Below are 23364 nucleotides of genomic sequence, written 5' to 3' on the forward strand. Positions count from 1 at the left end.
TGCGCCGCTTGCTTCATCTGGCCAAAAATACCTCGGGGGAATCGCCCAACGGGCGACGGGGGCAGAGCCCCCTATTCCACGATCCCCGCAGTTTCGACAACCGCGTGAAACAGAACATCCGCCCCGGCAGCAGCCCAGTCCTTGCTGATTTCTTCGGCCTCGTTATGGCTCAGCCCGTCCACGCAGGGGCACATGACCATGGCGGTTGGCGCCACCCGGTTGATCCAGCAGGCATCATGACCTGCGCCCGAGATGATATCGGTATGCGAATAGCCCAACCGCTCAGCCGCACTGCGCACCGCGGCCACACAGGTGTCATCGAACTTCACCGGATCAAAACCGCCAACTTTTTCGAACTCGATCTGCAACCCCATCTCATCAACGATATCCTCGGCCGCGACCCGCAGACGATTTTCCATATCCGTGATCACGTCCAGTTCGGGTGAGCGGAAGTCGACCGTAAACACCGCCTTCCCGGGGATTACGTTGCGCGAGTTCGGATAAACGTCGATATGACCCGCCGCACCCACCGCGTGCGGTGCATGGGACCAGGCGATCTCATCCACTTTCTCCAGAATACGCGCCATCGCCAGCCCGGCATTCTTGCGCATCGGCATCGGGGTCGAACCGGTATGGGCGTCCTTGCCGGTGATGGTGATCTGGGTCCAGCTCAGCCCCTGCCCATGGGTGACAACACCGATATCCTTCTCTTCAGCTTCCAGAATGGGTCCCTGTTCGATGTGCAGTTCAAAAAACGCATGCATCTTGCGGGCGCCTACCTCTTCGTCGCCGCGCCAGCCGATCCGATTCAGTTCGTCCCCGAACTTCTTTCCTTCGGCATCTTCCCGGTCATAGGCCCAATCCTGCGTGTGCATACCCGCAAACACACCCGAAGAAAGCATCGCCGGGGCATAGCGTGTGCCCTCTTCGTTGGTCCAGTTGGTCGCGACGATCGGATGTCGGGTCTTGATCCCCAGATCGTTGAGCGTTCGGATGATCTCCAGACCACCCAGAACCCCCAGAACCCCGTCATACTTCCCGCCGGTGGGTTGCGTATCCAGATGCGATCCCACGTAGACCGGCAGTGCCTCGGGCTCGGTTCCTTCGCGCCGGGCGAACATGTTGCCCATCTGGTCCAGACCCATCGTGCAACCGGCATCCTCGCACCATTTCTGAAACAGGGCGCGCCCTTCGGCATCTTCGTCAGTCAGGGTTTGCCGGTTGTTGCCACCCGCAACGCCGGGTCCGATCTTGGCCATCTCCATCAGGCTGTCCCAAAGCCTGTCCCCATTGATCCTGAGATTTTGCGCTGGAGCTGCCATGTTCTTTTCCCCGTTGCTTGCGATTTGGCCCGCTTTTGGTGTCTTGATTTGACCATCTGGTCAAACTCACGCTATCACGGGTGCGACATCAGTCAAGAAATTGCAGGGCAAAGCCGGATTTTTCGGCATATTCCGCACCTGCTTGTCGGAAAAAGAGACACGCTGGAAACATGCCCAAGGATCGCGCCCCGACCCGAATTCAGAAAAAGAACCGCGCCGCGATTCTCGAGGCTGCGCTGAACGTGTTTTCGGCTCATGGGTTTCGGGGGGCCACAGTCGATCAGATCGCTGCCGAGGCCGGCCTGAGCAAACCGAACCTGCTGTATTATTTTCCCTCGAAAGAGGCGATCCACACCGCCCTTCTCTCAGGGCTGCTGGAGACGTGGCTTGCCCCTTTGCACGACCTTGACGAGGACGGTGATCCGATGGAGGAGATCCCGTCCTACATTCATCGCAAGCTACAGATGAGCCGGGAATTGCCGCGCGAAAGCCGACTGTTTGCCAATGAGTTGGTACAGGGTGCACCGCGGATTCATGACGCGTTGTCAAACGACCTGAAGGCCTTGGTTGATGACAAAACGAAAATCCTGACGCGCTGGATGGACGAGGGCAAGATCGCCCGGCTTCATCCCTACCATCTGATTTTTTCGATCTGGGCGTTGACACAGCACTACGCGGATTTCGATGTGCAGGTGCGTGCCATTCTTGGGGACGAAGACCCGTTTGAAGGGGCCGAGCCATTTATTGATACTCTGTATCGAAAGCTGCTAGCGCCATAGAAAAAGGGCTGCCACGCAGCCCTTTTTAAGTTCACGGGGTGTTTCTTACTCGGCGGCCTTGGCCATCGGGTTGTTCGGGTGCGTTGTCCAGTTGGCATATTCTTTCTCCACCACGTTGCCTGTGCGCGGGTCAACTTCACCCGCTTCCATCGGCTCCATCGAAATACATCCTTCAACCGGGCACACATCCACGCAGAGATTGCAGGCCACACATTCCTCGTCGATCACTTCGAACACGCGGTCGGGTGACATCGAGATTGCCTGATGGCTGGTATCTTCGCAGGCCGCGTAGCATCGGCCACACTTGATGCACTGATCCTGATCGATCTTGGCCTTCGCGACGTAATTCAGGTTCAAATACTGCCAGTCGGTCACGTTCGGCACCGCACGGCCAACGACCTCTGACACGTTTGAATAGCCTTTTTCATCCATCCATTCGGACAGTCCTGCGGTCAGTTCATCGATGATCTTGAAGCCATAGGTCATGGCCGCCGTACATACCTGAACGTTTCCGCAACCCAGCGATATGAACTCTGCCGCATCGCGCCATGTGGTCACGCCGCCGATGCCGGAAATCGGCAATCCATGGGTGGCTTCGGCCCGAGAAATCTCGGACACCATCGACAAGGCAATGGGCTTCACCGCCGGGCCGCAATAACCACCGTGGCTGCCCTTGCCGTCAATCGAAGGCTCGGGGCTGAACGTGTCCAGGTTGACACTGGTGATCGAGTTGATGGTGTTGATCAAAGAGACCGCATCCGCGCCGCCATTCCGCGCCGCTTCGGCCGGTTTGCGGATGTCGGTGATATTCGGCGTCAGTTTCACGATCACCGGGCGGTCATAGTACATCTTGCACCAGCGGGTGACCATTTCGATATATTCGGGCACCTGCCCGACCGCCGAGCCCATGCCGCGCTCGCTCATCCCGTGCGGGCAGCCGAAGTTCAGTTCGATCCCGTCCGCACCGGTTTCTTCGACGCGCGGCAGGATGGCTTTCCACGCTTCTTCTTCGCACGGCACCATGATCGAGGCGATCAGCGCGCGGTCCGGGTAGTCCGCCTTGACCCGCGCCATTTCCTCAAGGTTCACTTCCAATGGCCGGTCGGTGATCAGTTCGATATTGTTCAGACCCAGCAGCCGACGATCTGCACCGTAAATAGCCCCGTAACGCGGGCCGTTGACGTTGACGACGGGCGGCCCCTCGGATCCGATTGTTTTCCAGACGACGCCACCCCATCCCGCTTCGAACGCGCGGCGCACGTTGTATTCCTTGTCGGTCGGTGGCGCCGATGCCAGCCAGTACGGGTTGGGGCTGGAAATTCCCAGAAAGTCGGTTGTCAGGTTCGCCATGGGGTCTCCTTCCCGGCTCAGCCGGATTTCGTGAATATCATTTCGGTCGGGCGAATGCGCCCGGCCTCGAGGTTTGTGACGTAGTTCTTGAATTTCTCGGGTGCCGTTTCGCCCATCATCAAATGAATGCCGAGCGGAGGCGGACCGCTTTCGGCGGTGCGCGCAAACACCTCTTCAAAAAACGCAATCGCGAAGCCGGTCCGATCATTTTCCGCAATCAGGCCCAGACCCGCGGCCTGCGCCGCGTTCTTGTACGTCTCGGGTGCATCCACAAAGGACGTCTCTGGATGTGTCGACCAAGGCAGCGGGAAGGCCAGCGGTTCCGCGACTTCGCCCTCCATCACGTCAAAGAGGGCGAATGTTCCGCCTGTGGACAGCGTGCGCGACACTTCGCCAAACAACCCCGCCTTGTCTTCGATGTTCATCCCGACATGCAGCATCACCGCCAGGTCAAAGGACGCATCCGCAACCGGCAGGTCCAACGCGCTGCCGACCAGAAAGGTCAGCTTGTCCGACAGGCCGACGATGTCACTGAGTGCGGTTGCCGTCTCGACAAATTCAGGTGTCAGGTCGACGCCGGTTACGGTCGAGTCATAACGATCCACGATGTACCGGGACGTCCCGCCTATGCCGCACCCGACATCCAGAACCCGTGTCGCATGGGTTGGGGCCAGTTGGGCAAACAGGTTGTCCGTCGCGGCGACCCCGCCCGTGTGGAATTCGTCTCCGGCCTTGAGGTCAGCAACCGTGGCCGCATCCGGGTCAACGCCAGTGGCGATCAGGGCATCGCGCACCCGCTGTGTCAGGGCACCTGTCGTGTAATGTTCTGCAACTGCGTTTTCGATCTGGGACATGAGGATACCTCAGCGAACAGGGAGAGTTGACGGTCTCACCCTATCACGAAACAAGCGTCGCGTGGATGTCCATCGCCGCATCCCGCCCCTCGGCAACCGCGGTGACGGTCAGGTCTTCCCCACCTGCGGCGCAGTCTCCGCCAGCCCAGACACCGGCCATCGAGGTGCGTCCCGCACCGCTGACGGCGATTTTGTTTCCATCCAGCTTCAGTCCCTCCGGCGCACCTTCCAGTGTCTGACCGATGGCCTTAAGAACCTGATCTGCCGGCAGACGGATCGTTTCACCTGTGCCGCTCAAACGGCCATTCAGACTGGTTGTGTATTCCAGCTCAATCTCCGACGCCGCACCGTTTCCATGGACAGCAACCGGTTGGACGTTGCACATGATCCGAACACCGTGAGACGCGGCGAGGTCCTGTTCGTACCGGCTGGCCCCCATCGCATCGCGACCGCGCCGATAGGCAATCGTCACATGTTCCGCCCCCAGCAGTTTGGACTTCACGGCCGCGTCCACGGCGGTCATGCCGCCGCCGATCACCACCACGTTTCGTCCAACCGGTAAATTCGCAAGGTCAGAGGCCTGCCGGACGTCCGAGATGAAATCGACCGCGTATCGCACGCCGTCTTTTTCGGCACCATCTGCGCGCAAGGCGTTTACCCCGGCCAGACCGATGGACAGGAACACAGCGTCGTAGTTCCCGCTCAATCCGTCCAGAGAAATCGTCTCTCCCAGAATCGAGCCAGTTTCAATTGCGATCCCGCCGATCTTCAGCAGCCAGTCGACTTCGGCCTGCGCAAAGTCGTTCGTCGATTTGTAGGCCGCGATACCGTATTCATTCAGACCGCCCGGCTTGGGCTTGGTTTCGTGGATCACGACATCATGACCCAGCATCGCCAACCGATGCGCACAGGCCAGACCCGCTGGCCCTGCCCCAACCACCGCAACGGTCTTTCCGGTAACGGCGGCGCGTTCGAAAGGATGCGCGCCGGATGCCATCAGGTCATCGGTGGCAAACCGTTGCAGACGCCCGATCTCGACCGGCTTGCCTTCGGCGGCTTCGCGCACGCAGGCCTCTTCGCACAGGGTCTCGGTCGGACACACGCGGGCGCACATGCCGCCCAGAATGTTCTGCTCCAGAATGGTGCGTCCGGCGGCCTGCGGCTGGCCCGCCTGAATCTGACGAATGAACAGCGGAATATCGATTTCCGTTGGACAGGCCGTGATGCATGGCGCGTCATAGCAGAAGTAGCATCGATCTGCCGCAACCGCCGCCTCGTGCGGGGCCAGAGGCGGATGCAGATCGGCAAAATTCGTGGTCAGTTCATCGCTGGAAAGCCGCCCGGCGACTATGCCGGGTGCCATCTGGCCCTTTGCCATCACTCTACTCCCTGTAGATATGTTTGTTATGCCATCCAGATTGCCACAATCTGATTTTTTATCAATTGGTAAAATTTGCCAAATGGTCAAAAAATGAAAAATCCGGGCTTTTCACCTGGATTTGGCCAAAATTTGACTGTTTTTACGGCAGTTTTGGGGTCACAGCATCGGTGTCAGATGACCGGACTTGATCCAAACACGCGCCCCGCCCTTCCCAACCTGAGCCTGTGACTGCGTTCCGGGTGGCAGACGCAGCCAGTCCCAGGTCGAGAACTCTTCGTCCCCTTCCGAGAAACTGCCTTCAAGAACGAACACCTCCAGACCTTCGTGCGCATCCAGATTCACGGTCTCCCCCGCTGACCAGTTCCGGACCCGCACGTCTTCGTGATCGTCCTTGAACAATTGCAGGTTGGCCTCGCCCGTGATCGACCGGCGGATCTCGGTTCTGTCCTGCGGATCGAACTGATGCAGCTTGACCAGGATCGTCGCGCCATCTGCGGCGGATGGGGTGTGCGAGGATGTCGGCGGGTTGCGGACGTAACTGCCGACCGGAAAATCACCGGTTTCATCCTGAAAGACCCCGTCGAGCACCAGATACTCTTCGCCGCCATCATGGGTATGCGCGTCAAAGGCGCTGCCCGGGGCAAAGCGCACGATGGTCGTGGCCCGGGCAACCTCCTCCCCGATCCGGTCCAGCATCTTGCGCTCGACGCCGGTCGCCGGGGACGCGACCCAATCGGTCTGGTCGAAATGAACCGCCGCACGTTTGGTGAAGTCTGCATTGATCCGCATGATCACACTCCTGAACATTTGCAGATTTAAGAATGGGGTGACTTGTGCAAAATTCCAACCATGCACCACATCCGGCTTTTGACGCTGTGCGCGGCTTGCTGTAATCCCGGGACAGGGGCGCAAGGCACAAGCGCCCGACAGGAACAGGCAAAGATGCAGGCACCCTCCGGCAAGTTCAACATCCTCATCATCGGGCAGAACAATCGTCTGCAATACGAGGCTGTGCTGTTTGCCGCGTCGCTGCGCCAGTCCTCACCCAATTTCGACGGCAGGCTGTTTGTTGCGACACCGAACCCCGGACCCCGTTGGGCACAAAATCCAAGTCTTCAAAATGAAGAGGTGCTGAAAGCACTGGGTCAACTGGGGGCGGAAATCCTGCCCTTTGATTCTGCCGTGTTTGGTGAAAGCTATCCCCACGGCAACAAGATCGAAGCCCTTCTGGCCATGCCCGAAGGTGAGCCGTTTGTGTTCTTCGACACCGACACATTGATCACCGGTGAACTGACCGATGTGCCATTTGACTTTGACCGCCCCGGCGCGTCCTTGAAGGTTGAAGGCACCTGGCCGAAACCAACGCTGTACGGGCCCGGTTTCGATGGCATCTGGCGCGCGCTCTATCAGCGCTTTGGGCTGGATTTCGAAAGCTCTTTGGACACCAGTCAGCCGCAGAATTACTGGCGCCGCTACCTGTATTTCAACGCAGGCTATTTCTTCTACAAATGCCCCCGCCAATTCGGCGAGCGGTTTCTGAGTTATGCCCGGACGATGCGCGACGAGGATATCCCCGAACTGACTGGGCAGAACCTCGATCCCTGGCTGGACCAGGTCGCCCTTCCGCTGGTCATTCACGCGTTCGGCGGCGGTCGGGACGCGCTGCCCAGCGGATTGCTCGACGGTTCGGTCAGTTGCCACTATCGCCTGTTTCCATTGCTCTATGCGCGCGAAAGCGACCATGTGATCGACGTTCTCGAAACCGTCAGTGCACCAAACCGGGTCAAGAAGGTTCTCAAGAACTACGAACCGCTGAAAAAGCTGGTCATTCAGGGCAAGGGCGCAAAAATCCGGGACCTGTTCGATCAGGACAACCTGCCGCAGCGCGAACAGGTCATCCGTAAAACGATCAAAAGCAAAGGTCTGTGGCTGCGCTGACAGGATCGTTGTGCCCAGCCGGGCAATGTCCTACAGATTCGCCAACACACAATCCAACGGGAGATATTCAAGATGTCTGACGGCCCCACCTACGGTTTTGACACGCTGCAAATTCACGCGGGCGCACGCCCCGACCCGGCCACCGGCGCGCGCCAGACACCGATCTATCAGACAACCGCCTATGTGTTTCGGGACGCGGATCACGCTGCAGCCCTGTTCAACCTGCAAGAGGTCGGTTTCATCTATTCCCGTCTGACCAACCCGACGGTTGCAGTGCTGCAGGAGCGGGTCGCGACCCTCGAAGGTGGCGTGGGCGCGGTTTGCTGTTCCTCGGGACACGCAGCGCAGATCATGGCGCTGTTCCCGCTGATGGGTCCGGGCTGCAATGTCGTGGCATCGACCCGGCTCTATGGCGGGACGGTCACGCAATTCAGCCAGACCATCAAACGCTTTGGCTGGTCGGCCACGTTTGTGGACACCGATGATCTGGATGCGGTCAAAGCGGCCATCGACGACAACACCCGCGCGGTGTTCTGCGAATCCATCGCCAATCCCGGCGGATATGTCACCGACATTCGGGCGCTGGCCGACGTGGCAGACGCAGCGGGCATACCTTTGATCGTCGACAACACCTCGGCCACGCCGTACCTGTGCCGCCCCATCGAACACGGCGCGACGCTGGTGGTGCATTCGACCACCAAGTACCTGACCGGCAATGGCACTGTCACCGGGGGCTGCATCGTGGATTCGGGCAAATTCGACTGGTCGGCGAATGACAAGTTCCCGTCGCTGAGCGAACCGGAACCGGCCTATCACGGGTTGAAGTTTCACGAGACCTTCGGGCCGCTGGCCTTCACCTTCCATGGCATCGCCATCGGACTGCGCGATCTGGGCATGACGATGAACCCGCAGGCCGCGCATTACACGCTGATGGGGATCGAGACGCTGTCGCTGCGGATGGAACGCCATGTTGAGAACGCGCAAAAGGTTGCCGCATGGCTCGAAGCCGACGACCGCGTGGAATACGTCACTTATGCGGGCCTGCCCTCATCGCCCTATCATGATCGGGTCAAAGCCCACTATCCCAAGGGTGCGGGTGCGCTGTTCACCTTTGCGGTCAAGGGCGGGTACGATGCTTGTATCAAACTGGTCAACGCGCTGGAAATCTTTAGCCACGTCGCCAATCTGGGCGACGCGCGGTCCTTGATCATCCACTCGGCCTCGACCACCCACCGGCAGCTGACACCGGAACAGCAAGAGGCTGCGGGCGCCGGACAAAACGTGGTCCGCGTGTCCATCGGCATCGAGGACGCAAACGACTTGATTGCCGATCTCGACCAGGCGCTCAGCAAAGCCAGCGCCTGACAATGGGCGGGCACGACACAAACGACCTTGGCCAGCCAATCGGGCTGCCGGTTGCGGGCGACTTTCCGCGCCCGGCACCGCCCTACACCCCGATGGAGGGTCGGTTCTGTTCGGTCGTGCCGCTGGACGTCAACCGCCATGCGCCCGGCCTGTTCCGGGCATTTGCCAAAGATGCCGACGGGCGGAACTGGACGTACCTGCCCTATGGGCCGTTTGACCGCGAACATGACTTTGTCGCGTGGGCGCGGGCAAACTGTATGGATGCTGATCCCATGTTTCATACGGTTCTGGACACGGATGAGGTACCTGTCGGAATGGCCTCATTCCTCAGGATCGAACCCGCAGCGGGAGCGATCGAGGTTGGACATATCCATTTCTCGCCGCTCCTGCAGCGCAAGCCGCAATCCACGGAAGTCATGTATCTGATGATGCGCCGGGTGTTCGATGAACTCGGCTATCGCCGCTATGAATGGAAATGTGATGCGCTGAACGCATCGTCGCGTCGTGCGGCCGAGCGGTTGGGGTTCACTTACGAAGGCATTTTTCGTCAGGCCACCCACTACAAAGGGCGCAATCGGGATACGGCTTGGTTTGCGATTATCGACAAGGACTGGCCGCGCATTCGCGATGCATTCGAGGCATGGCTGTCGCCCGACAACTTCGACGCGACGGGCCAGCAACGGCAACCATTGATGGCCCGCATAGACACCTGAGACTATTCGGAAATCGCGAAGTCCATCGACACATTGATGGAGACCGCTATTTCGCCGCCTGCCACCGGCACGCCGCCCGCGTCCGCCATCGCCATTTCGCGCATTTGCGCCATGGGACGCACGCCACCGCCATGTTCCGTGATCGATTGCACCGGCCCAAGGGTGACCTCAGCGGCCTGCGCCAGTTGCGCGGCCTTGGCCATTGCCTCGGCGACTGCTTTGTCCCGTGCCTCGGCTTCAACGGGTTTCGGATCCTGAACGCCAAAGCTCAGCCCGCCGAAATCATTGGCACCGTCCTGAATGACCGCATCCATGATCTGGCCGAGCTTGGCCAGATCGCGCACCCGCACAAAAACGCGGTTCGAAGCAACAAAGCCAGTGATCTCGGGCTTGTCGCCGACCTGACCGGTACGGCCCGACCAGACAGGCGACAGCGACAGATCGCGGGTCTGAACATCCCGGTCTTCGATGCCCATCTCATCAAGCCTCGCCAAAACCTGCGAAACAGCATCCGACGTGGCCTGCATTGCGGCCGACGCTTCCGTGTCCTCATTCGTCACGCCCAAGGTGATTGTTGCCATATCCGGTGCAACCTGCACCGTTCCGGTCGCGTCGACGGTGATGCGACGTTCTTCCGCATGGGCCATTCCAGCCACCGTTGCGGCCATGATTGCAGCTAAAAAAGCAAACGTCTTCAAGGTGATCCCTCCAAATTGCTTGGTTTCAACATGGGTCGCCAGGACATGGATCGGCAAGGGGAGAGTTTGCCTTTTTCTTTCCCTCGGCGGGTTCCTGCTTTAATGTCGGTCTGCAGACGCGAAGTCGTTTGCATTGATGCTGACAAGTATGGTTCCTCGGGATTATGAAACCCGCATTTGCGCTGTCTTTTTCTGATACAGGAATTTCCCTGGACCATCATTCGGATGGCGACTGGTTCAGCATTGGTACGGTTTCTCTGGATGCGCCCGACCTTGAGACACAGATCAAAGCGCTGCAGGAAAAAGGGTTTGCGCTTGAAAACGACCTGAGTTGCAAGGTGATCCTGCCACCGGATCAGATCCGCTATCTGTCGGTTCGGACCGAGGGGTTGAGCGCTGATGAGCGGGATCAGAAGATTTATGATGCTCTGTCACAGGCGACGCCTTATGATGTGTCCGAACTGACATTTGATACCAGCACCCTTGGGTCCGACACCTGTATCGCAGCAGTCGCGCGCGAAACGCTGCAAGAGGCGCGGGATTTTGCCACGCAATACGGCTTTATCCCGGTTTTGTTCAGTGCGGATGCCAGAGCACAGGAATTTCCGCGGGAACCGGGATTTGATCTGGCCGCTCCACCCCTGTCCGTTTCACCCTCCTCCGCCCCTGCTGCCGATGAGATCGCACCGGGCGAGGTTACCGCGTCGGACGAACCGGACATTCCGGAAGAGCCTGGTACCCGCGAAGAGCCTGACATTCCGGACATCTCCGCCATTCCGGACGTGCCTGACACTCCGAGCGAACCGAACGCCTCGGAAGAATCAGACACCCGTGAAGACACACAGACAACCGGTCCGGCTGTCCACGCCATTGCAGACACCGCCGCACCCGATGCGTTCCGATCACCGGTGCCTCTGACCATCCCCGGAGCAGCAAGCGAACGCCCACCGCTGCACGGCGCCAAGCGCTATGCGATACCAGCCGTTGCGGCGGTGGTGTGTATCGGCCTGGCCATCGCGGTTTGGTCGGTCCTTGGCCCTGAGCCGGACATCGCCGACATCGAACCGGCCCCGCCCCACGTTCAGCAGCCGGGACCTGACACCCAGGTTGCCGGTCTTGAGGAAGCGGAAGAAGCTGAACCAGCCCTCGCAGCCAACGAAAATCCCCTTGAGACCCCGTCTGAGGACACCACCCAGACACCGGATGAAGATCAGCCTGAGCTCACTCCGACCGACGCCGCCATTCTGGAGGCTTTGCAGGTTCCGCCCACACCGGTTGAGCAGGTCGCCCGCGAGTCTGAGGCTCTGGAAGATATAGAAGCCGTCGCAGGATTAAGCGTCACGCCCCCAATCACCCCGGATGCGCCGGTTCCGGCAGAGCCCGAAGACCAGTATTTGGCCTCCATAGACAGATTCGATCTGTCGACTGATGCAGTCGCCCTGCCCCCGGTTGCCAGTTTCGAAACCGATCCGCCTTTCGTACAACCCGCGTCCCCCGGCGATGCCGGTGCCGGTTTTGATCTGGATGAACGCGGCCTGGTGACGCCCACGCCAGAGGGCGCTCTGAACCCCGATGGCGTTCTGGTATTCCTGGGTCCACCACCCTCGGTTCCACCCGAAGCGCCGGTACGTTTTGAAGAAGCACCGGTGATCGAAGAAGAGGACAATCAGAGGCTTGCCCAACTACGCCCACGCCCGCGTCCGGAAAACCTGATTGAACAATTCGAACGCCAGCAACTGGGCGGTCGGTCACTGGAAGAGCTATCGATTCTGCGACCAAAGCTGCGCCCCGAGTCTCTGCAGGCGAGTCCGCAGATCGACGAAACACCAACCGCATTGGCCGTTGTGCGGGTCCCGCGCCCCAAGGTCCGTCCAGCCGGGTTGGCAGCCGCAGCCGCCGCCGCACGCGTGGCCAGTGCCAGCACCGCTAATCTGGGGTCGACAGCGGCCGTGGATCAGACCAGCGACGAGGCAGGCTCATTCCAGGCCAAGGCGGTCGCGCCCAAGATCCCGTCCAGCGCATCCGTCGCGCGTCAGGCCACGATAGACAATGCCATCAATCTGCGCAGGCTGAACCTGATTGGCGTCTATGGCACACCGGCCAACCGGCGGGCGCTGGTCCGGCTACCCAGCGGACGGTACAAGAAGCTCAAGGTCGGGGACAGGATCGACGGCGGTCGGGTCATCGCCATCAGCGAAAGCGAATTGCGGTACGAAAAACGCGGGCGGAACCTGACCTTGAAGATGCCGCGTGGCTGACACTGTGGACAGCGTACAACGTGTCATTTCGGCATATGACACGGCCGCGCCGGAGCTCATCCCGCTATATGATGGGTTGGATCCTGCCAGTATTCTTGCCCCGGTGATGGGCGACCTGCCCACCTTTAGCCAAACTGTATTGGATGTTGGCGCCGGATCTGGTGTGACCGCCTCTTGGCTCGCTGCCCGAGGGTGCATCGTCACTGCGGTCGAGCCTGCAGCGGCCTTTCGGCACCATGCACGGCAACGGCACCGGTCAAACAGAATTACATGGAAGGATGACCGGCTACCAGAACTGGCGACCCTCCGCCCGGACGTCTGGGCTTTTGATGCGGTACTGGTCATAGGCGTGTTGCATCACCTGCCTCCCAAGGATCAGGAGCAGGCGATCGCTACAATGTCGTCGTTGCTTGGAACAGGTGGGCGGATGATCGTGTCACTGCGACATGGGCCCAGCCCCGCCGACCGGCCCGGATTCCCCATTTCCGCCGAGGATCTGATGCAGCGCGCGGAACGTGAAGGCCTTCGAATTCTGCGGATGTTGAAGGCGGACTCCCTTCAAGATCACAACCGGCGCGCGGGGGTCACATGGACCTGGCTGGTATTGGGCGCGCCGGACTAAAAAGTGAAACGCCGTCAGGCTGCTGAAATTTCGCCGCTTTCGATCTGTTCGCGTTCGATGGATTCAAACAGGGCCTGAAAGTTTCCTTCCCCAAACCCATCGTCGCCCTTGCGCTGAATGAATTCAAAGAAGATCGGGCCAATCACGGTTTTCGAGAAGATCTGCAGCAAGATCCTTGTTTCGCCGCCATCCACGACACCTTCGCCATCGATCAGAATGCCGTGCTTCATCATCCGGTCCAGCGGCTCTGCATGGTCAGTCACCCGGGTCGTCGACATGTCGTAATAGGCCTCGTTCGGCCCCGGCATGAATTTCAGCCCTTTTTCGGCAATCGCGTCGGTCGAGGCATAGATATCCTCGCTGCCGACAGCGATGTGCTGAATGCCCTCGCCCTTGTACTTCTTGAGGTAAGAAACGATCTGGCCTGTTTCGCCGCGATCTTCGTTGATCGGAATGCGAATCCGACCACAGGGAGAGGTCAGCGCGCGGCTGTACAACCCGGTGAATTTGCCCTGGATGTCAAAGAACCGGATTTCCCGGAAGTTGAACAGGTCGCCATAAAACCTGAACCATTTGTCCATGTTGCCCTTGTAGACATTGTGGGTCAGGTGATCGAGATAGTAGAACCCGTCGCCGCGCGGCTTGGACTGCCTGATCCACTCAAATTCCTGATTGTAGGGCGACGTATCATAGTACTGGTCGATGAAGTACAGCAGAGAGCCACCGATGCCCTTGATCGCCGGAACATCCATCGTCTTGTCTGCGGCGTCATAAGGTTCGGCGCCCTTTGAGATAGCGTGCTCATAGGCCTGTTTCGCATCCACGACCCGCCAGCCCATTGCCGGGGCACATGGCCCGTGCTCTTCGACGAATTTTGCGGCAAAGCTTTCTGGGTCGGCATTCAGAATGTAGGTGACGTCACCCTGCTGCCAGAGTTCGACCGCCGGCTTGGTCTTGTGGCGCGCAACAAGGTCAAAGCCCATCTTTGCGAACAGGTCGCGCAACTCCTGCGGCTCGGGATGGGCGAACTCGACAAACTCGAACCCGTCCGTGCCAGCCGGGTTGTCTTTGCTGATGACAGATTTCGGGGCGTTGTGGGGGAAAGGACCCATGGCGCGTCTCCTCAAAAACAGGAATTTCTTTGCTGATTCAAAAATATGCCTTTCGAGGCGCTGTTTCTGCGCATTGTTTTCGTGTAAACTGATAAAGAACGCGTAAATTTCGCATCATATGGCGAAAAAATGAGGAAACGCCGCGCATGCTTGATCGGACTGATATCGGATTGCTTGCAGCCCTACAGCGCGATGCGCATCTGACCGCACAACAGCTGGGCGACGTGCTGAACCTGTCCGCCAGCCAGGCGGGCCGTCGCCGACAAAGACTGGAGGCCGAAGGCTACATCACCGGCTATACCGCCCGGCTGGACCCATTGAAGCTGGGATTGCAGGTGCAGGGCTTCATTCAGGTGCACCTGGGCACCCATGGCCCCGAACAATCAGCAAGTTTCGCGCGTATGGTCGACACAAGACCCGAGATCACCAGCGCCTGGACGATGACAGGAGAGGCAGATTACCTGCTGCATGTCTATTGCGACGATCTTTCCGCGCTCAATCGCTTGCTTCATCAGGTTATCCTGCCGCATCCTGCAGTGGCACGGGTTCAAAGCCAGATCGTGATGGATCAACTCAAACGCGACGCACCCCTGCCGACCTGAGCGGGACAAGAGGATAAACATGGACGATTTCCTATATCAGGCTTCGATATACCTGGCAGCGGCAGTGATTGCCGTGCCCCTGTCGGCGCGCCTGGGACTGGGATCGGTTCTGGGATATCTGGCGGCCGGGATCATCATCGGTCCGATCCTGGGACTGGTCGGCGCAGAAACCGAAGACCTGCAGCATGTGGCCGAATTCGGTGTTGTGATGATGCTGTTCCTCATCGGTCTGGAACTGGAACCGCGCGCCCTGTGGGACATGCGGGACAGGTTGCTGGGGCTCGGGGGCCTGCAAGTTTTATTGTCTACCGCCGTGATCGCAGGGGTCGCTATCTATGCGAACCATCCCTGGTCGGTCGCCTTGGCGGTTGGATTGACGTTGTCCTTGTCTTCGACAGCCATCGTGCTGCAAACCCTGTCAGAGAAAGGGTTGATGCAAACCAATGGCGGGCGCGCCACGTTCTCGGTGCTGTTGACGCAGGATATCGCGGTCATTCCCATTCTGGCGATGCTGCCCCTGCTGGCACTGCCCGCCATGCCGCATATCGAGAATGACGGATCGATAGACCGCGGCGCGGACGATCTGCACGGAGCGGGCCATCACAGCCTGTCGCTGGTCGAAGGGTTGCCGGGCTGGGCTGTCACGCTGGTCACCATCGGCGCCGTGGCCTTTGTGATTTTGGCCGGTATCTACCTGACCCGGCCTTTGTTCCGGTTTATCCACGCCAGCCGTTTGCGGGAAATGTACACGGCATTGGCCCTGATGATCGTGGTCGGGATATCGTTCTTGATGACTTTGGTGGGCCTGTCCCCGGCCCTTGGTGCCTTTCTGGCCGGCGTGGTTCTGGCCAGTTCGGAGTTCCGGCATGAGATGGAAAGCGATCTGGAGCCGTTCAAAGGCCTGTTCCTCGGTCTCTTCTTCATCACCGTCGGGGCCGGGATTGATGTGGGGTATTTCTTCAACGATCCGCTGGACCTGATCGGCCTCGCCTTACTGGTGATCGTTGCAAAGGGCGTCATCCTGTTCCTTGTTGGCAAGGCCTTTAAACTGCGCGGGCGGGATCACTGGTTGTTCACACTCGGTCTGGCACAGGCCGGCGAGTTTGGCTTTGTCTTGCTGGCCTTTTCCACGCAACAGAACGTCATCCCACCCGACCTGTCCCAGAAATTGCTGATGATCATCGCGTTGACGATGCTGATCACGCCGCTGCTGTTCATCATCTATGACGTGTTGTCCCGAAAAATCGGCGATGCGGCGCTGGAATTCGAGCCGGACGAGATCGACGAAAAAGGACCCGTCATCATCGCAGGGATCGGGCGGTTCGGTCAGATCGTCAACCGGCTGGTTCGGGCCAGCGGGTTCAAGACGATTGTTCTGGATCATGACATCGAAACGATCCAGTTGATGCGCCGTTTTGGCGTCAAAGGGTTTCTGGGTGACCCGACACGGCCCGAATTGCTGCGGGCCGCGGGATTGGAAAAAGCCTCTGTTCTGGTGGCGGCGATGGATGACCGCAAACAGGTCACCCGGCTGGTTGGCTTTGCACGGCGTCAGCGCCCGGATCTGCATATTATTGCGCGTGCGCATGACCGGACCCATGTCTACGAGCTCTATCAGGCCGGGGCGAGCGACATTGTGCGCGAGATGTTTGACAGCTCTCTGCGGGCCGGGCGCTATGTTCTGGAGAATATTGGTCTCAGCGAATACGAGGCCGCGCAGGCCGAGCAGACCTTCTATCATCACGACCGGGCATCGGTGCGCGATCTGGCGGAATTGTGGATTCCCGGCATGCCAACGGCAGAGAACAAGAAATATATCGAGCGGGCCCAGAAGCTTGAAAAGGATCTGGAAACCGCACTGCTGGAACTGGCCGAGGAACACGCCAAGAAATCGGCCTGACCCGAGCATCTGCCCCGATCAGGAGGCTTTATCAGCCGTCAGACACACCCGCCTCGGCAAAGGTGGCCATTCCCGAATGGCAGGCCACGGCGCTTTTGAGGATGTTGATCGCCAACGCTCCGCCGGATCCTTCGCCCAGTCTCAGGCCCAGATCGAGCAACGGCTCTTTGCCCAGCTTGGCAAGCACAGCGCCATGGGCCCCTTCCGAGCTCAGGTGCCCAGCGACCGTATGGTCCAAGGCTCCGGTCGAAATATCCGCCAAACAGGCAGCAGCAGAGGAGCAGATAAAGCCGTCCAGAATGACCGGGATGCTTAACACACGCGCCGCCGCGATCGCGCCCGCCATCGCCGCAATTTCACGCCCTCCAAGGCACCGCAGGGTCTCCAGCCCGTCCGCACCGCCGTGACGCGCCACGCCTTCGGCGACGACCCGGGTCTTGTTGGCCAACCCAGCGTCATCAACACCCGTCCCGCGTCCCGTCCAGTCGGCGGCATCGCCCCCAAAAAGTGCGCAGGCGATCGCGGCCGCAGGGGTTGTGTTGCCAATGCCCATCTCACCCACCACAAGCAGATCGGCCTGTGGATCGACCGCTGCCCAACCGCTTCGCAGAGCTTGCAGAAACTCCTGTTCGGTCATTGCCGGGCCTTGGGTGAAATCTGCGGTCGGCTGGTCCAGGTTCAGCGCGTGCACATCCATTTTCGCACCTGCGGCCTTTGCCAACTGGTTGATCGCGGCGCCGCCATGCTGAAAATTCATCACCATCTGCACAGTGACCTCCGGCGGGAAGGCCGAAACCCCCTGCGCCGTAACCCCATGATTTCCGGCAAACACGATCACCTGTGGCGCGGTAATTTCCGGGCGCGGGGTCCCACGCCACCCCGCGTACCAGATCGCCAGGTCTTCAAGACGCCCCAGGGCACCCGGCGGTTTTGTCAGTTGCCCGTTACGTTCGGCAGCACCATGCGCAGCCTCGTCATCAGGACCCGGAGCGCTGGTCAGCGCGTCGCGGAAAGCATTCAAATCATTCAGTTCGGGCAGCATCCAAAGCCTCATTGCATCCGAGTGGTTCTGTGTGTTTAACCGAAGCGTTCAGAGCAACAAGACCCCGAAAGGCGCAGGAGTGCACAAAAACGACACCAGACCCTTTTCCCCGTGGGATGTGCCTCTGGCTTTGGTCCTGCTGACTCGCCTGCCCTTGCCACGCCTACCGGACGCGGTCTTTGCAAGACAGGCACAGGCCGCTTGGGCTTTCCCTCTGGCGGGTCTGGTTGTTGGCGGGGTGGCCTGCGTTATCGGATGGGTCGCGATGGCTGCAAACCTGCCGGCCTTAGCGTGTGCCGGGCTTGTCGTCGCAGTTCTGATCTGCACAACCGGTGCAATGCACGAGGATGGTCTGGCAGATACGTGTGACGGGTTATGGGGCGGGTTCAACGCCGAGCGCCGGCTGGAAATCATGAAAGACAGCCATATCGGCACATATGGCGTGCTGGCATTGCTGATCTGTCAAATTGTTCGTGTCGCAGCCGTCGCAGCATTGGTGGCGGCAGGAGAGCTGTGGTCACTTGTTGCCGCATGCATTGTGTCCCGCGCGCTGATTCCGGTGGTGATGGCCGTTCTTCCGAACGCCCGCACATCAGGTCTCAGTCATTCCGTTGGAACGCCCGGCATCGCGCCCGTCGTGGCCGGTCTGGTTCTGGCAGCGGGTCTTGCCATGCTGATCACCGGCTCACAGATTTTCCTGGCCGCACTGAGCGCCGCATTGGCCGTGAGTGTGCTGGCCTACATAGCCAAGGCAAAGATCGGCGGCCAAACCGGAGACATACTGGGTGCATCACAACAACTGGGTGAGATTGCGTTCCTACTGGCACTGACAGCGCAAATCTAAGCGCTTGGCTAAAGTTGTCCAGAAAACTTTTTTCTCGAATTATTTCTCATAGGGCTTTGAAATTAAAATTATTTCTCAGAGTGTCCGTTGACACCTGTGGCACAAAAAAGCCGCCCCAATCAGGAGCGGCCTTCAGGAATTATTGTGCCACGGTTCAGGCTGCAGCGGCGCGTGATGTCAGAACATCATCGACCTGTTTTGCCGCGGAAATCTCTCCGGCACCCGACACGGCAGCGACTTCGCGGGTCAGACGCTCCAGCGCCGCCTCATACAACTGCCGCTCGGAATAGCTCTGCTCGCGCTGATCGTCGGTGCGATGCAGGTCACGGACCACTTCGGCAATCGAGATCAGATCGCCCGAATTGATCTTTTGTTCGTATTCCTGCGCCCGGCGGGACCACATGGCGCGCTTGACCTTGGCCTTGCCTTTCAGGGTCCGCATGGCCTGGCTGATCACATCCGGCGAACTGAGCGACCGCAGACCGGACTCGGTGACCTTGTTGGTCGGTACCCGCAGGGTCATTTTGTCTTTCTCAAATGAGATGACGAACAGCTCGAGCGTGAATCCCGCGACATCCTGTTCTTCGATCGAAATGATCTGTCCAACCCCATGGGCGGGATAGACAACATAGTCGTTCGGGCGGAACTCAAGCTTTTTCGACTTTGTCATTCAGTGTATTCCTTGGTTGCAGAGTGGAACGCAGGCGACAAAAACACCGCTTACGGGGACTGTTTCAGCCCCGTCAGGCGGCAAAGTTGTCACAAATTCAGAACTCCAAAGCGAGCATACTTACGGAGTGCATCCCATTCTCGGTCATCATGTAAGGAGGAATTATATCACAAAAATGAGACATCCGAAAGCTTACGCTACGGAACTCATAGATATGATGCGCTTTTTCAACGCTCTAAGCCAGGTTCCTGCCCGACTTGAGTTCAAAAACCCTGCCGAATCGCTCAGCCGCCTTCGCCTGGCGCTTCGGAGAAGTATTTCTCCATCTTACCCTCTTCGCCGTCGCGCTCTTCTGCTTCCGGCATCGGATCCTTTTTGGTGATAATCACCGGCCACTGTTCCGAGTATTTGCGGTTGAACTCAACCCAGGGCTCCATTCCCGGCTCGGTATCCGGCCGGATGGCATCTGCGGGGCACTCGGGCTCGCACACGCCGCAATCGATGCACTCATCGGGATGAATGACCAGGGCGTTTTCACCTTCGTAAAAACAGTCCACCGGACACACCTCGACACAGTCGGTGTATTTGCAGGCGATGCAATTCTCGGTGACAACGTAGGTCATGGTCGACTTTCTGCTTATGGCTTGGGCTGTAGCTAATTCAGTCTGCGCCTGTCTTCAAGATCAGATCAGTCGTCCGGGATACGAGAAAGATCAATCGCCCGTCTGTCTTTCTTGGTTGGGCGACCTTTTCCTTCGAACCCGGAATTTCTGGGCGGAACGTCCTGCTTTTCCGTCAAATCCGCATACAGCTGTTGAGCCTCGGGGGCCGGTCCGCGCCGCTGGCCCAGTGCCTGGATTCGGACGACACGCACCATTCGGCCCTGAGGGAAGGTCAAGACGTCCCCAGGTCCAACCCCTTGCGCCGGTTTCAGGACCCGGTTGCCGTTCACACGAACATGGCCGCCGCTGACCTGTTTCGCGGCAAGGCTGCGGGTCTTGAAGAACCGCGCCCGCCACAGCCACTTGTCAATCCTCAGCTTGGCCTGTGTTTCGGCCATGGCGCCTCAGTTGTTTTCTTTCAAACCCATGAGCGCTGCAGCAAACGGGTTGTCGGGATCGATGGCCTTTTCCTTTTTGGGCGGCCGGGACGAGAAGGTTTTGCTGCCTTGCGGCTTGCCACCCTTCTTGCCCTGTGGCTTGCCACGCCCGTCCTGTGGTTTCCCGCGCGGCTTGCCTTTGCCCGGACCCTGCCTTTGGTCGCGGCGCGGCGCCCGGTTGGTCTGGCGTTGGCGGCCCCAGGTGAACGTATAGAACACTTCGACCTCAGGGTCGTCCGGCGTTGACTCAGGGACCTGAGCCTCGGCGACCGCCTCGGTGCTTTCGGTGGCCTCGGCTGCCGCCTCGGCGGGTTTGGCGACCTCTTCCGCAGGTGCCTCGGTCACCGGGGATTCTTCGGCGGCAGGTTGCTCCATCGCCTCAGTCACAGACGGCTCCGTGTGCGCGGTCGTCTCAGCCGGCACTTGTCTGACCTTTTCACGTTCACCGCGCTCGGCCTTGTAACCCAGCCCCTGCATCAGATCGGCAAACTGGTCCAGCGTCATACCGGTGATCGACAGCATGTCGGGCTTCGCCTCGAACCCGCTGCGGCTATCCTCCGCGCGCAGCATATCCGCCAGGCGTTCCAGCATGTCGATACGAATCGAGCGCTCGCCCGCATTCCGGTAGCCGCACATCGTGTCATATCCATCGGGCGCACCTTTTGCGACCGGTACAGTGACAAGGCCCGGCGGCGGTGCCTCGGGGAATTCCTGCAAACCGCTGTTGAGCGCCCAAAGCACCAGACGCAGACGCGTCGGCGCGGGTTTCAGCAGAAGCGGCATGAAGATGGTAAACTGGCCAAACCGGATACCGTGTTTGCGCAAGGCGCCACGTGCATCCTGATCCAGATCCTTCACCTCCTGAGCGACACCGGCGCGCGGCAGCACACCCAGCGCTTCGACCATGCGGAATGCGAACCCCTTGGCCAGCCCCGAGAGCTCTTCGTCGCGCGACAGGTTCAGAAGCGGCTCAAACAGAGCCGCCACCTTGCGGTCGATGAAATGCTGCAAGCGGCGCTGAACCTTTTGCGCGACATCCGGCCCGGCGGCCTCGTCCACAAACACGTCTACCATCGGCTTGAGCGGTTCCGCCCCGGCAACCAGCTTGCCAATGGCGTATTCGCCCCACATCAGGCCGCCCTGATCGGTGAAATCAATTTCGGTATCGGGTGCATTGTAGAAGCGGTCGGCACGCAGATGGAATTGCGGCGCGAGAGCCTGCAGGGACGCCGATTTCAGGGCTTTTGCCTCGGTGCCCTGCGCGCTCTTGTCCGGGCTGAACCGGAACCCTTCCAGACGACCGACGAATTCGCCTTCGACGGTCACTTCACCCTTGTCGTTCACTTCGGCCAAAAGGGCCTCCTTCTGTTTGAGCCGACGCAATAATACAGAGGTGCGGCGGTCTACAAATCTCTGTGTCAAACGGTCGTGCAACGCGTCCGATACCCTGTCTTCTACAGCGCGGGTTTCGGCGCGCCAATGGGATTCGTCACGCACCCAGCCGTTTCGTTGCGCAACATATGTCCAGGTGCGAATATACGCCAACCTTTTGGACAGCGCATCTATATCACCGTCGGTCCGGTCAATCCGGCGGATTTGCCGCGCCATGAACTCATCAGGCACCGTTCCGCCTTCATGCAGATATCCGTAGATCACCTCGAGCAGGCCGGCGTGTTCCGCGTGGCTTATGCCTCGGAAATCAGGAATTCGGCATACATCCCAGAGCAAACGGATCGATGCGCCATCGCTGGCACGGGCCGCAACCTCACTCACTTGCGACAGTGATTTCAACACGTTCAGGTCATCAGCAGGCCGGGCCTTGCTCAGATGTTCGCTGTCGGGCGACACCTCCAGCGACGCGATCAACGCCTCGACAGAGCCAAAACGCAGAGCGGAGTTCCGCCAGTTCAGTTTCTTGATCGGCGTAAACCGGCTGTCCATAATGGCTTGGGCAACGCCATCGTCCAGCGGCGGAGCCTCACCGGTCACCCCGAATGTTCCGTCCGACATGCCCCGCCCGGCCCGCCCGGCGATCTGAGCCAGTTCGTTGGGTGCCAGAGGCCGCATCCGGCGCCCGTCAAACTTGCTGAGCGCCGAGAACGCCACATGGTCGACGTCGAGGTTCAGCCCCATTCCGATCGCATCGGTCGCAACCAGAAAATCGACCTCGCCATTCTGGTAGAGATCGACCTGGGCATTGCGCGTTCGCGGACTGAGCGCGCCCATGACCACGGCAGCTCCGCCCTTTTGGCGGCGCAGCAGTTCGGCGATGGCGTAGACGTTTTCAACCGAGAAACCCACGATGGCGCTGCGCGCAGGCATCCGGCTGATCTTTTTCGAGCCGGAATAGACAAGCTGCGACATCCGTTCGCGGCGCACAAACTGAGCCTCGGGGACCAGCGCCGATATCGGGCCGCGCATGGTGTCTGATCCCAGAAACAACGTCTCGCTTGTCCCCCGCGCACGCAGCAGGCGATCGGTGAACACATGGCCCCGTTCCGGGTCAGCGCAGAGCTGGATTTCGTCAATTGCCACGAAATCGGCCCCCATGCCTTCGGGCATCGCCTCAACCGTGCACACCCAGTACTGCGTCCGAGGCGGAACAATGCGTTCTTCGCCAGTGACCAGTGCAACTACGGACGGCCCGCGGATCGCGACAATCTTGTCGTAAATCTCACGCGCCAGCAGACGCAAAGGCAGGCCGATCACACCGGTCCGGTGCCCCAGCATGCGTTCGATTGCGTAATGGGTTTTACCTGTGTTCGTCGGACCCAGAACGGCCACAATTCGGGATGACCCGTTCACCATTGCCCCC

21 protein-coding genes are annotated in these 23364 nt (G+C 59.6%); 9 read left to right on the top strand and 12 right to left on the bottom strand.

Annotation, left to right across the window (positions count from 1 at the left end):
• Positions 1-71: 71 nt before the first annotated feature.
• Complete coding sequence (locus ACR3E0_RS11890; protein WP_480479015.1) at positions 72-1322, bottom strand: Zn-dependent hydrolase; 1251 nt, start codon at positions 1320-1322, stop codon at positions 72-74.
• Positions 1323-1492: 170 nt separating this feature from the next.
• Between ACR3E0_RS11890 and ACR3E0_RS11895 the strand changes: the two genes are divergently transcribed.
• Entirely contained in the window at positions 1493-2101 is a 609-nt protein-coding gene (locus tag ACR3E0_RS11895) for a TetR family transcriptional regulator C-terminal domain-containing protein (protein WP_480479017.1), read from the top strand.
• Between the two features lie 45 nt (positions 2102-2146).
• Here the strand turns inward: ACR3E0_RS11895 and preA are convergent, their stop codons facing one another.
• The 4 genes from preA to ACR3E0_RS11915 form a co-directional block, all read right to left on the bottom strand.
• The gene (gene preA / locus ACR3E0_RS11900; RefSeq protein WP_480479019.1) at positions 2147-3451 is read right to left on the bottom strand and encodes an NAD-dependent dihydropyrimidine dehydrogenase subunit PreA; all 1305 of its coding nucleotides are present in this window, start codon (positions 3449-3451) and stop codon (positions 2147-2149) included.
• 17 nt (positions 3452-3468) lie between these two features.
• Positions 3469-4305 carry a methyltransferase domain-containing protein gene (locus tag ACR3E0_RS11905; protein WP_480479020.1) on the bottom strand — a complete coding sequence of 279 codons (837 nt, stop codon included), beginning with the start codon at positions 4303-4305 and terminating at the stop codon, positions 3469-3471.
• A 43-nt stretch (positions 4306-4348) separates the two neighbouring features.
• Positions 4349-5683 carry an NAD(P)-dependent oxidoreductase gene (locus ACR3E0_RS11910; RefSeq protein WP_480479022.1) on the bottom strand — a complete coding sequence of 445 codons (1335 nt, stop codon included), beginning with the start codon at positions 5681-5683 and terminating at the stop codon, positions 4349-4351.
• A gap of 159 nt (positions 5684-5842) precedes the next feature.
• On the bottom strand, positions 5843-6475 hold the full coding sequence (locus ACR3E0_RS11915) for a cupin domain-containing protein (protein WP_480479024.1): 633 nt from the start codon (positions 6473-6475) through the stop codon (positions 5843-5845).
• A gap of 153 nt (positions 6476-6628) precedes the next feature.
• Between ACR3E0_RS11915 and ACR3E0_RS11920 the strand changes: the two genes are divergently transcribed.
• The 3 genes from ACR3E0_RS11920 to ACR3E0_RS11930 all read left to right on the top strand — a co-directional run bounded on the left by ACR3E0_RS11920 (position 6629) and on the right by ACR3E0_RS11930 (position 9702).
• Positions 6629-7624: a hypothetical protein gene (locus ACR3E0_RS11920; RefSeq protein WP_480479025.1), complete on the top strand. Its 996-nt coding sequence runs from the start codon at positions 6629-6631 to the stop codon at positions 7622-7624.
• A gap of 72 nt (positions 7625-7696) precedes the next feature.
• Positions 7697-8989: an O-acetylhomoserine aminocarboxypropyltransferase/cysteine synthase family protein gene (locus ACR3E0_RS11925; RefSeq protein ID WP_480479026.1), complete on the top strand. Its 1293-nt coding sequence runs from the start codon at positions 7697-7699 to the stop codon at positions 8987-8989.
• Positions 8990-8991: 2 nt separating this feature from the next.
• A complete protein-coding gene (locus ACR3E0_RS11930; protein ID WP_480479027.1) occupies positions 8992-9702 on the top strand; it encodes a GNAT family N-acetyltransferase in 711 nt (236 codons plus the stop codon).
• A 2-nt stretch (positions 9703-9704) separates the two neighbouring features.
• Here ACR3E0_RS11930 and ACR3E0_RS11935 read toward each other — a convergent pair whose 3' ends face one another.
• Positions 9705-10370, bottom strand: coding sequence for an SIMPL domain-containing protein (locus tag ACR3E0_RS11935; protein WP_480479028.1), 666 nt, complete (start codon positions 10368-10370; stop codon positions 9705-9707).
• A 194-nt stretch (positions 10371-10564) separates the two neighbouring features.
• Between ACR3E0_RS11935 and ACR3E0_RS11940 the strand changes: the two genes are divergently transcribed.
• Both ACR3E0_RS11940 and ACR3E0_RS11945 read left to right on the top strand, forming a co-directional pair.
• Positions 10565-12658 (top strand): hypothetical protein, encoded by a 2094-nt coding sequence (locus ACR3E0_RS11940; protein ID WP_480479029.1) that lies wholly within the window; start codon positions 10565-10567, stop codon positions 12656-12658.
• Entirely contained in the window at positions 12651-13280 is a 630-nt protein-coding gene (locus ACR3E0_RS11945; protein ID WP_480479031.1) for a class I SAM-dependent methyltransferase, read from the top strand. The genes ACR3E0_RS11940 and ACR3E0_RS11945 overlap by 8 nt, the downstream gene beginning before the upstream one ends.
• Positions 13281-13294: 14 nt before the next feature.
• On the opposite strand, the gene hppD is transcribed toward ACR3E0_RS11945, so the two are convergent.
• Positions 13295-14392: a 4-hydroxyphenylpyruvate dioxygenase gene (gene hppD, locus ACR3E0_RS11950; RefSeq protein ID WP_480479032.1), complete on the bottom strand. Its 1098-nt coding sequence runs from the start codon at positions 14390-14392 to the stop codon at positions 13295-13297.
• Positions 14393-14538: 146 nt separating this feature from the next.
• Here hppD and ACR3E0_RS11955 point away from each other — a divergent pair, with 146 nt between their 5' ends.
• Both ACR3E0_RS11955 and ACR3E0_RS11960 read left to right on the top strand, forming a co-directional pair.
• Positions 14539-14994, top strand: coding sequence for an Lrp/AsnC family transcriptional regulator (locus ACR3E0_RS11955; protein ID WP_480479033.1), 456 nt, complete (start codon positions 14539-14541; stop codon positions 14992-14994).
• A gap of 19 nt (positions 14995-15013) precedes the next feature.
• Positions 15014-16894, top strand: a complete 1881-nt coding sequence (locus tag ACR3E0_RS11960; protein ID WP_480479034.1) for a monovalent cation:proton antiporter-2 (CPA2) family protein — start codon at positions 15014-15016, stop codon at positions 16892-16894.
• A gap of 31 nt (positions 16895-16925) precedes the next feature.
• Here ACR3E0_RS11960 and cobT read toward each other — a convergent pair whose 3' ends face one another.
• Positions 16926-17936 carry a nicotinate-nucleotide--dimethylbenzimidazole phosphoribosyltransferase gene (gene cobT / locus ACR3E0_RS11965; protein ID WP_480479036.1) on the bottom strand — a complete coding sequence of 337 codons (1011 nt, stop codon included), beginning with the start codon at positions 17934-17936 and terminating at the stop codon, positions 16926-16928.
• A 79-nt stretch (positions 17937-18015) separates the two neighbouring features.
• On the opposite strand from cobT, the gene cobS reads away from it, so the two are divergent.
• Positions 18016-18780 (top strand): adenosylcobinamide-GDP ribazoletransferase, encoded by a 765-nt coding sequence (cobS, locus tag ACR3E0_RS11970; RefSeq protein WP_480479038.1) that lies wholly within the window; start codon positions 18016-18018, stop codon positions 18778-18780.
• A 154-nt stretch (positions 18781-18934) separates the two neighbouring features.
• Here cobS and ACR3E0_RS11975 read toward each other — a convergent pair whose 3' ends face one another.
• The 4 genes from ACR3E0_RS11975 to ACR3E0_RS11990 all read right to left on the bottom strand — a co-directional run bounded on the left by ACR3E0_RS11975 (position 18935) and on the right by ACR3E0_RS11990 (position 23357).
• Entirely contained in the window at positions 18935-19450 is a 516-nt protein-coding gene (locus ACR3E0_RS11975) for a CarD family transcriptional regulator (RefSeq protein ID WP_480479040.1), read from the bottom strand.
• Positions 19451-19734: 284 nt separating this feature from the next.
• The gene (gene fdxA, locus ACR3E0_RS11980; RefSeq protein ID WP_480479041.1) at positions 19735-20073 is read right to left on the bottom strand and encodes a ferredoxin FdxA; all 339 of its coding nucleotides are present in this window, start codon (positions 20071-20073) and stop codon (positions 19735-19737) included.
• Between the two features lie 65 nt (positions 20074-20138).
• A complete protein-coding gene (locus ACR3E0_RS11985) occupies positions 20139-20510 on the bottom strand; it encodes an RNA-binding S4 domain-containing protein (RefSeq protein ID WP_480479042.1) in 372 nt (123 codons plus the stop codon).
• A 6-nt stretch (positions 20511-20516) separates the two neighbouring features.
• Positions 20517-23357 carry a helicase-related protein gene (locus ACR3E0_RS11990; RefSeq protein ID WP_480479044.1) on the bottom strand — a complete coding sequence of 947 codons (2841 nt, stop codon included), beginning with the start codon at positions 23355-23357 and terminating at the stop codon, positions 20517-20519.
• Positions 23358-23364: the final 7 nt, after the last annotated feature.

Source organism: Ruegeria sp. AJ12 (genome assembly GCF_056536245.1).